10 protein-coding genes are annotated in these 9,239 nt (G+C 66.4%); 2 read left to right on the forward strand and 8 right to left on the reverse strand.

Annotated elements, in window-relative coordinates; all coding sequences use genetic code 11:
• Positions 1-455, forward strand: a 455-nt coding sequence (locus tag WDW90_RS32430) for an alpha/beta hydrolase (RefSeq protein ID WP_336491723.1), incomplete at its 5' end; no start/stop codon positions are given.
• Between the two features lie 319 nt (positions 456-774).
• Here WDW90_RS32430 and WDW90_RS32435 read toward each other — a convergent pair.
• Complete coding sequence (locus tag WDW90_RS32435) at positions 775-1,158, reverse strand: hypothetical protein (protein ID WP_336491724.1); 384 nt, start codon at positions 1,156-1,158, stop codon at positions 775-777.
• 246 nt (positions 1,159-1,404) lie between these two features.
• Entirely contained in the window at positions 1,405-1,650 is a 246-nt protein-coding gene (locus WDW90_RS32440; RefSeq protein ID WP_336491726.1) for a hypothetical protein, read from the reverse strand.
• A gap of 260 nt (positions 1,651-1,910) precedes the next feature.
• Here WDW90_RS32440 and WDW90_RS32445 point away from each other — a divergent pair, with 260 nt between their 5' ends.
• Positions 1,911-2,165 (forward strand): hypothetical protein, encoded by a 255-nt coding sequence (locus WDW90_RS32445; RefSeq protein WP_336491728.1) that lies wholly within the window; start codon positions 1,911-1,913, stop codon positions 2,163-2,165.
• Positions 2,166-2,751: 586 nt separating this feature from the next.
• On the opposite strand, the gene WDW90_RS32450 is transcribed toward WDW90_RS32445, so the two are convergent.
• The 6 genes from WDW90_RS32450 to WDW90_RS32475 form a co-directional block, all read right to left on the reverse strand.
• Complete coding sequence (locus tag WDW90_RS32450) at positions 2,752-2,946, reverse strand: hypothetical protein (protein ID WP_336491729.1); 195 nt, start codon at positions 2,944-2,946, stop codon at positions 2,752-2,754.
• 157 nt (positions 2,947-3,103) lie between these two features.
• Entirely contained in the window at positions 3,104-4,393 is a 1,290-nt protein-coding gene (gene oxlT, locus WDW90_RS32455; RefSeq protein ID WP_336491736.1) for an oxalate/formate MFS antiporter, read from the reverse strand.
• A 435-nt stretch (positions 4,394-4,828) separates the two neighbouring features.
• Entirely contained in the window at positions 4,829-5,101 is a 273-nt protein-coding gene (locus WDW90_RS32460) for an alpha/beta hydrolase (protein ID WP_336491730.1), read from the reverse strand.
• 53 nt (positions 5,102-5,154) lie between these two features.
• Positions 5,155-5,988, reverse strand: a complete 834-nt coding sequence (locus WDW90_RS32465) for a 3-oxoadipate:acetyl-CoA acetyltransferase (RefSeq protein WP_336491731.1) — start codon at positions 5,986-5,988, stop codon at positions 5,155-5,157.
• A 610-nt stretch (positions 5,989-6,598) separates the two neighbouring features.
• Positions 6,599-8,293 (reverse strand): AMP-binding protein, encoded by a 1,695-nt coding sequence (locus WDW90_RS32470; protein ID WP_336491733.1) that lies wholly within the window; start codon positions 8,291-8,293, stop codon positions 6,599-6,601.
• A gap of 131 nt (positions 8,294-8,424) precedes the next feature.
• The gene (locus tag WDW90_RS32475; protein ID WP_336491735.1) at positions 8,425-9,090 is read right to left on the reverse strand and encodes a LysR substrate-binding domain-containing protein; all 666 of its coding nucleotides are present in this window, start codon (positions 9,088-9,090) and stop codon (positions 8,425-8,427) included.
• Positions 9,091-9,239 lie beyond the last annotated feature (149 nt).

Below are 9,239 nucleotides of genomic sequence, written 5' to 3' on the forward strand. Positions count from 1 at the left end.
ATAAGCGGCTCCAGCTTTCTCCATTCTGCGTCGTCCAGCATCACTCCTCCCAGTCAGGAGGAGCAAAACGCCCGCACACGGAACACGTTCAAGGCCGAATAGGCCGTAGGCAGGAGGAGATTGAGCGCGTCGACCCCATGCTGATGCGCCCCGGCGTGCGGGCTGCGGGACGCTGGTACGCCGGCTCGCTGCCGACCAAGGACCCACGCGTCAGTCCCCTCTTTGGCGAGCTGGTCGGGTTGCCACCGATCCTGATGTTCTGCGGAACGCACGACATCCTCGTCGCCGATGCCCGACGCTTTGCCCTGCGAGCCGAGGTCGAAGGTATCAGCGTCACGTACCACGAAGAGCCCAGGCTGATGCACGTGTACCCGCTCCTGTTCTTCCCAGAGTCGCGCAAAGCGCAGGACGAGATCGCACGCTTCGTGTCACGGCTCCCTGACGGTACGGCGTAGCAAGTCCGAAGGCTGCAATCCCGAATCCGATCTTGGGAGGCAGCATCGGCGCAGGGCACAACGACCTTCATAGCCGCCCTGCCCTTAGAACGACGATGGGCGAGGCAGCCGCAAAAATCGAGGCAGCTTCAATCTGAGCGTTGGCCTGCAGGGTACAGGTGGGATAGGCAGTACTCGAAGGGAAAATCCTCGTCCGAGGTGATACCGGCCTGGGTACAGGGTGGAACTGGCACCTCGCGGACAAGCTGTCGGTACCACCTGAACTCGCCCGTTTCCGCTCTGCAGTACCACCTGTACCGCCCGTACCCTGCGGAATCAGTCAACGGGTCCAGCGGCTGAGCCATGTGGTGACCGGGTCGAAGACGTAGGCGGAAACTGAGGCCGCCCAGGCTCTCGCTCGGGAGGCGACCGACCGCTGCTCTCGACGCCAGCGCACCTCTTCCTCCGCGATCTGGCTCGCCAGGATCGCTGTCACGAAGGCGTCCTCCTGCTCTTTGCAGGCGTCGAGGGCGCTGCGTTGGGCCGCTGCCCTGCTCTGCCCTGCGGGCTGACCAGCGTAGGCCTGCCGCAGGCAGTCCTGCCACTGCAGCTCTAGGCTGGACAGAGACGGCGTGTCGACCTGCCCAGCCGCATCACCGGCATCAGCGGCGCTGCGGTACAGGCAGAGGGTGGCGGCCAAAGCGAGGCGGAGCAGGGAACGCATGCACTGAGGATTCGGCGAACGCCCGGGCGCCGCAAGAACAAACCGGCAACACTGGCCGTCTCTGTCAGGCTGCTAGAGACCGCCCAGCGCAGATGTTGCGCAGGAGAGACACGCTTCAGGCCCTACTCGGGAGCCCCAGGCTCCTTCAGACACGATCATTCTGCGCGCTGAAACGCGTCCACGGGACTGGGGAGACGCAGCTCAGTAGACAGCCCGAGCTCGACGACACTCAGGCTTACTCGATGATCAGAGCTTTGCGGAGTGCAGTGCGGCGGCCGAGTTGAATACTGCCCGACAGCCAGGACTCAGCCTCAGCTTCTCCCGGCGCAGGCAGGCCGTGATGCCGGCAACGTTCGGGATCTCGCTGCTGCAGAGCCGCAGGACATCAGGCGTACACGCCTCGCGCTGTGCAGCCGTAGGCTCGGCTCGGCTGGCTGCCGGAGTGACAAGAGCCAAGGCCGCCAAGCAGAGGCAGGGAAGGGGCAGACGCATGAGGATGACTGCCGAATGAGAGGATGCCCGCGCCTCGATGAGCCGCTGCGCGATGAAGAAGCCGCAGGGTCGGCGCGAAAAATTAACGAGGGCTCAACAAGGCAGCTCGGACTGCCACAGCGGGGAACGCCGATGTCCTGGCAGTTCAAGCTCTGGGGACTTGGTGCGTAAGAGGGCTCGCGCCGTTGAGAGTTCGAGAGCGGCGCCTATTCTTCCCGTCCTCGAGTGCAGAACCGCGCCGCCGAGGGAGAGGGAAGGCCATGGCGTTTTTCATCGGCATCGCTGGTCCCTGGATCGTCCTCATGCTCCTCGATCTATTCTGGACGAAGCGCAGTCTTGAGCTGTCACCAGCGCAGCCGCACCAAAGCTCGCAACGGCGCTTGGAGCATCTGATCCGAAGGCGTGACAAGGTTCACCGGCCGGTTCGGCAACTCTCACCGCTCCCGCGCACCGCCCGTTCTGAAGCGGAGCTGCCTTCATCCAACAGCTACCTATACCGCAGACCTGCCGAGTGACGCCGGAAACCCAGCGCGCTCCCGTCTGCCAGATAGGTCGGGATGCCTGAAGAGATCGCGACCTCGATGAGCGGCGCTGCTACCAGACTGCGGTCAAGCGTATCCGCCGTCCGATGCTCACCTTTCGCTGCACCGGAAGGGCCCGCATTGTGTTCCTGAGAGTTCATCGCTGAGTCAAGCGCTGTCGTGTGCTGGGTGGTACAGGCGGTACAGGTGGTACTCCAAGGGGAAATCTTGGGCGGAGGCGGTACCGGACGGGGGACAAGGCGAGACTGGCAGGTCGGGGACAGGGCCAGTACCACATCGTCCCGCCCCGGTACCGCCTGAGCTCGCCCATTTCCGCTCTGCAGTACCCCTTGTCCCGCCGGTACCACCCAGAAATGGGCCGGGAGCGGGGCATCGTTGGTGTGTGGTACCAGCGGATCCCGCTGGCAGTCCCTGGCTCCTGACCGAGCCAGGCAGGCTGCTGCGGCGGACCAGATTAGCCGCGATAGTCCAGATCATGGTGTCGACGTAGGGCGGAACCAGTAAAACGGCCCTCTTTGTCTGCCGCAGCGACGTTCGCCAAATCACCTACGAGGAGCCGTCATTGCAGGGTCTCGACGGCGATCCCGATCAGAGACGAGAAGCCGTAGTAATCATCAACGACCGCGATGATCGACAGCAAGAGTCCCAAAGCGCCGACGTACAGGACCAGGAATAGGTCTCGATGCTCGCTCTTGGCGAGAGCCAATCCGGCGAACGGGATGCTCTGGAGAGCAAGAGCGGCAGCAACATTCATGGCCGACCTGCATGGCTGTCGCGGAGGGACGTGAACCCGATGCGGAAGGCACGCTTGTTGGAAGCCGAGTCTTCCGCGAGAGCGGTCTGCTGCGGGCGCAGATAGGCGCTGCAGAGCAGGACGAGCCTCCCGGATCCGGGAGGCTCGGGGGCCTGGATTAGGCCAGCTTGACCGATTGACCGTTCGGCACTGCCGCTGTCGTGCCCTCCTCGGCGAGGTAGCGCGCCCGCATCGGCTTCAGCACGAACAGGGCCAGCGCCGCTGCAACGATATTCAGCCCAATGACGATCGCGAACACCGCAGACCAGCCATAAGTCGCCGAGATCAAGCTCGCCACCGGCACCAGGAAGGCGGCCGTGCCCTTGGCGGTGTAGAGCATGCCGGCGTTGGTGGCCGCGAACTTCGAGCCGAAGGTGTCGCCGCAGGTCGCCGGGAACAGCGAGTAGATCTCGCCGAACACCCCGAAATACATCGCCGTGGCGAAGACAAACACCAACGGGCTCGAGCCGTAGCTCAGCAGCAGGATGATCGCCAGGGCGGCCACGCTGAAGGCGATGAACATCGTGTTCTCGCGCCCGATATTGTCCGACACGAAGCCGAAGAACGGCCGCCCGAAGCCGTCGAAGATGCGGTCCAGCGAGATCGCGAAGGTGAGTGCAGCCATCTGCAGGCCGAACAGGCTGACGGGCACGTCCGCCACCTTGAAGTCGTGGGCGATCGGCGCGATCTGGGCGGCCGCCATCAGGCCGCCGGAGGCGACCATCACGAACATCGCGTACATCACCCAGAAGACCGGCGTGCGCACGGCCTCGCGCGGCGTGCGGTCGACCTTCGCCTGGGGCAGGCGCAGGCGCTTGCGCTGGACCGGAACGCTGACGCTCGGCTTGCGTAGGAAGAGGGACAGCAGCACGACAATGATGCCCTGGCCGATGCCGAAATACAGGAAGGCGCTCTCGTAACCGCTGGTGGCGATCATCTTGGCGATCGGCACGACGGTCAGCGCCGCGCCCGCCCCGAAGCCCGCCGCGGTGGCGCCCGCCGCGAGGCCGCGGCGATCCGGGAACCACTTCAGCGCGTTGCCGACGCAGGTGCCGTAGACCGAGCCCGCACCGATGCCGCCCACCACGGCCCCCAAGTAAAGCAGGGTCAGCGATGACGCTTGGGAGTTGATCACCCAGGCGAGCGCGATCATCACGCCGCCGAAGCAGGCCACGAGGCGCGGCCCGTAGCGGTCGACGAACCAGGCCTCGATCGGCACGAGCCAGGTCTCGGTGGCGACGAAGAAGGTGAAGGCCAGCTGGATGGCGGCCCGGCCCCAGTGATGCTTGGCGTCGATCGGGTCGACGAACAGGGTCCAGCCGTATTGCAGGTTGGCGATCATGGCCATGCACAGGATGCCGAAGGCAAGCTGCCACCATTTCGCCGACGGGGCGTCCTGACGTTCCATCCCGGTGTCCTTCATTGCCCAGCGGATCTCGAGCTGATGCGCCATTTTGCACTAAAATTCCTGGGATGCAATATACCAGAGATGAATGTGCGGGCTGGTACGTGCTATTTTGCCAACGGCTACGCCTAATGCGGGTTCGCCTGCATGGAAACGAAGGGCTGAAGAGCAACGCCAGCTCGCTCGTGAAGCCGAGAACGTTGCCTGGAGAGTAACCTTCCCGCCCACGCCGTCATTCAGACAGGGCGCACCGTCGCGACGCAGACACGCTTCCGTACAAAGCCCGACGCTACCGGGTCTGCCGCAAAGTTGGAAGCAGCTTGGGGGTATTTCTGGGGGTATAATTTTTTAGCATCATAGGTTTGTTCTTCTGCTGCAATGACTTGCGTCTGTGATGTGATGTCCTCCGTCTCCGCCACTCGATTTTTGTTATAAAGATCAACCCCTTATTCCGACAGCTGCGAGGCTGTGCAGGTCCTTGGCGAGGCCCGTGATCTCGGCGGCTGCGTCCCGCGTGGCCGAGGCGCCGTGGCCGCGGGTGTCGTCGCGCAGGACCCGGTGGCACCCGCGCAGCCGTGCCGCGACGCCATCCCACATCGCGAGCGTCGTCCCGAGGGAGAAGGCGACGACCGGTCCGGAATCAGGCCGACGGCGGCCTCGGCCCGCACCATCGCGGAAGACGCCTGCCGCATCGCCGAAGGCAGCGCGCATCCGAGCGGTCGCGAAGAGGGGTCCGAGGATCGCGGAAGCGAGGGCCGAGAAGGTCATCGGTCGAGACCGAGGCGGTGTCGGGCCTCGGCGGGCGTCGCGACGCGGCGGCCGTGGCGACCCACGGCCTCGGCGGCCAGCGCGACCAGCTCGGCGTTGCTGGCGGCCAGCCGGTCCTTGGCCACCCGGATGTTGTCCTCCAGGCCGGTGCGCACCGCGTCCGCGCCGCGGGCCAGCGCCCAGTCCATCACCACGGCCTGGTTGCGGCCGATCCCGGCGGCCGTCCAGGTCGCCTCGGGCAGGATCCGCCGGGTCTCGGCAAGCAGGATGTCGAGCAGGTGCTCCTCCGCCGGCATCGCGTTCTGGACGCCCATGACGAACTGCACGTGCGGCGCCTCGTCGATCAGGCCCGCCTCCACCAGGCGCTTGGCGCCGTGCAGGTGCGAGAGGTCGAAGATCTCGATCTCGGGCCGGACGCCGTGCTGCCTCATCTGGCCGGCGAGGTCGGTCACGAGGCTCGCGGGATTCTCGTACACAATGGTGGGAAAGTTCACCGATCCGGTGGACAGCGAGGCCATGTCGGGCCGGTGCTTCAGCGACAGGCCGCGCGCGGCCGGGTCGCGCCCGCGGCCGCCCGTCGAGAACTGCACGATCATCCCGGGGCAGTGCTTGCGCAGCCCGGCCTGCACGGCGGCAAACCTCTCGGGATCCGAGGATGGCGACTCGTCGTCGTTGCGCACGTGGATGTGGCAGAGCGTGGCACCCGCCTCGAAGGCCTGGTGCGTCGACTCGATCTGCTCGGCCACGGTGATCGGCACGGCCGGATTGTCCTTCTTGCGCGGCACCGAGCCGGTGATCGCCACGGTGATTACGACAGAATTCAGGGACATCCTGGCCTCCTGTTCCGGCATCGGCTCATCAGAGATCGAGAAAGACCGTCGCGCCGGCCCCGAGCATGCCCGCGGGCAGGGACGTCCGGCAGACCCCATGGAACCCGTCGCAGCCGGCGATGAAAACGCGGGCGAGCCGCCGCTCGCCCGCCGCGGTCCGGTAGCTAACGCTTGGCCCGTCGCCGTCGACCCCCGTGGGGCCGTACGTCCTGCGCCTCGAAGGCGACCGGCAGACGCGCGACGACAGGCCTGTCCTATCCCCCGGCGGCGATGAGTTGCGGCGAGGGCCGGTCCCGCTCGCATCGTGATCGAGACCGGCCGTCGGCTCGCGACACGCACGAACCCGAGCGCGGGGCGCCGGATCCGGCGCCGAAGCGACGGCTTCTCGTCAGGCCGCGCGGATCGTCGCGAGGACGCAATCCACTTCGCTGCTCAGGTGCACGGATTGCCGCGATAGCGGCGAAGCCGCATCCGGAACCCGGCCGGCTGCCGATTCGGTCCGCTCGGCGACGCCCGCCACGCCCGCGACGTTTGTCGTGACGTCGCCGGCGCGTTCGTTGACCTCGGTGGCGACCGCCGACGAAGGAGGGCCTCAACCGCGTCCGTTCGCTCAGGCCGTCGCCGGCGCCGCGACCTGGAGCTCGGCCGCCATCGCGTCCCGCATCAGGAATTTCTGCGCCTTGCCCGTCGCGGTCAGAGGATAGGCTTCGACGAAGCGGACGTAGCGGGGCACCTTCTGGTGCGCGATCCGGTCCTTGCAGAACAGGCGCAGCTCCTCGGCCGTCAGGGCCGCGCCCGGGTGCAGGATCACCCAGGCGCAGAGCTCCTCGCCGAGCCGGTCGTCGGGAACGCCGAAGACCTGAACCTCGCGGATGGCCGGGTGACGGTACAGGAACTCCTCGATCTCGCGCGGATAGACGTTCTCGCCGCCGCGAATGACCATGTCCTTGATCCGGCCGACGATGTTGCAGAATCCCTCGTCGTCGATGACGGCGAGGTCGCCGCTGTGCATCCAGCCCTCGCCATCCTTGACGGCCGCGGTCTGGACCGGGTCGTTCCAGTAGCCGAGCATGACCGAGTAGCCCCGGGTGCAGAGTTCGCCCGGCGCGCCGCGCGGCACCGTCGATCCGGTGCCGTCGACGATCTTGACCTCCAGATGCGGATGGACGCGCCCGACCGTCGACACGCGGCGCTCGAGGCTGTCGCCGATGCCGTTCTGGAAGCTGACGGGGCTCGTCTCCGTCATGCCGTAGGCGATGGTGACGTCGCTCATGTTCAGCTTCTCGACCACCTGCTTCATCACGGCGATCGGACAGGGCGAGCCGGCCATGATCCCGGTCCGCAGGCCACTGAGATCGAGCTTTTCGCGATCGACGTGTTCGAGCGCGGCGATGAACATCGTCGGCACGCCGTACAGCGTCGTGCAGCGCTCCTCGGCGACCGCCTGCAGCGTCCTCACGGGATCGAAGCCCTCCCCCGGATAGACCATCGCGGCGCCGCTCGTCAGGCAGGCGAGGTTTCCCATGACGAGGCCGAAGCAGTGATAGAGCGGGACCGGAATGCAGATGCGGTCCTCGTGACCGAGCTCCATCGCGCGGCCGACGAAATAGCCGTTGTTGAGGATGTTGCGGTGCGACAGGGTCACGCCCTTCGGCGCCCCGGTCGTGCCGCTCGTGTACTGGATGTTGACGGGGTCGTTCCGGTCCAGGGAGGTGGCGAGCGTCTCGAGGGCCTCGACGCCGGCGGCTTCCCCGAGCGCCTCGAGCTCCGCGAAGGCGATCGCGCCCGGGATCGGATCGGGGCCGAGCTGGATGAGGCGGCGCAGCCCGGGCAGCCGCGCCGCCTGAAGGCGTCGGTCGACCGCCACGTCGAGTTCGGGCGCGACCGCGCGGATCATGGCGCGGTAATCGCTCGTCTTGAACGAAGGCGCGAAGACGAGTGCGGCGCAGCCCGAATGGCCGAGCGCGTATTCAAGCTCGGCGACGCGGTAGGCCGGATTGATCGTCACGAGGATCAGCCCGGCCTTCGCCGCGGCGAACTGGATCAGCGTCCACTCGTAGCGGTTGAGCGACCAGATGCCGATCCGGTCGCCGGGCACGAGGCCGAGCGCCAGCAGCCCGGCCGCGACCGCTTCGGAATGCTGCCGGAGCGCCCGCCAGCTCATCCGGACATCCTGCCCACGGTCGATCAGCGCGGGTTCATCGCCCCACCGTGCCGCCGCCCGGTCGAGCGCTTCTCCGATCGTGATCTCCAGCAGGACCTCGTCACAGGCGCCCACGACATGACTCAGCACAGCGCTCTCCATCTGGCGATACCGCCCCGAAGGCAGGAGCATTTCGATTGCTAGAGGATAGATTTCCTATAAAGTGACCGCAGGACCGGGCGCGCGTCGAACGGAGGCTTCAGGCGCGGGACGGCTCCCTCTAAAGGCTCAGATCAGAACATCGACCGTGCCGATTCGACTTCGCTGACGATGAAGTCGATCGCGGTTCGCACGTGACGCAGCTCGCGCATCGAGGCATGCACGAACAGGTACAGGGGGAGGACGACCGGGAACGCACCGGTCAGGATCTGAACCAAGGCCGGCTCCTGGTCTCCCAGGAAGACGGGCAGCACGCTGATGCCGCCGCCGCCGATCGCGACCTGCATCTGCGCGATGTAGTTGCTGCACCCGATCACCGGCCCCGTCCGCGTGCCGATCCGATCGGCGTATCTGAGCTCGTCCCAGTAGATCAGGTCGTCGACCCAGCCGATCAGGTCGTGGTCGGCGAGGTCGCCGAACGACAGGATCGGCGGGTGCTCGGCGAGATAGTCCGGGCTCGCATACAGGCCGAGCCGGAGATCGACGAGCTTGCGGCTGTAGAGCCGGCCGTCGGTCGGCAAGCTGATGCCGGTCGCGATGTCGGCCTCGCGCTTCGACAGGCTGAAACCCCGGGTCAGCGCGACGAGGTCGACACGCATGCCCTGCAGCGCGGCGCGGAGCCGCGGGAGCCTGCGCCCGAGGAAGTAGGCGCCGAACGCGTCGCTCGATCCGATCCGGAGGGCTCCGGCGGGCTTGTCGGTGAACTCGTCGATCTGCGCCTTGGCGCCGATGACGCTCATCTCGATCCGCTCCGCCGGCTCGACGAGGGACTCGCCCGCGGCGGTGAGCCGATTGATCCTCCTCTGAATGAGTGGACACCTCTGCTACGCTCCCATGGGGGCTGGAAGGTGTCTGATGGGGACAACGAAACGAACGTTCACGCCGGAGT

The organism is Methylobacterium nigriterrae (genome assembly GCF_037106235.1).
Taxonomy (GTDB): Bacteria; Pseudomonadota; Alphaproteobacteria; order Rhizobiales; family Beijerinckiaceae; genus Methylobacterium; species Methylobacterium nigriterrae.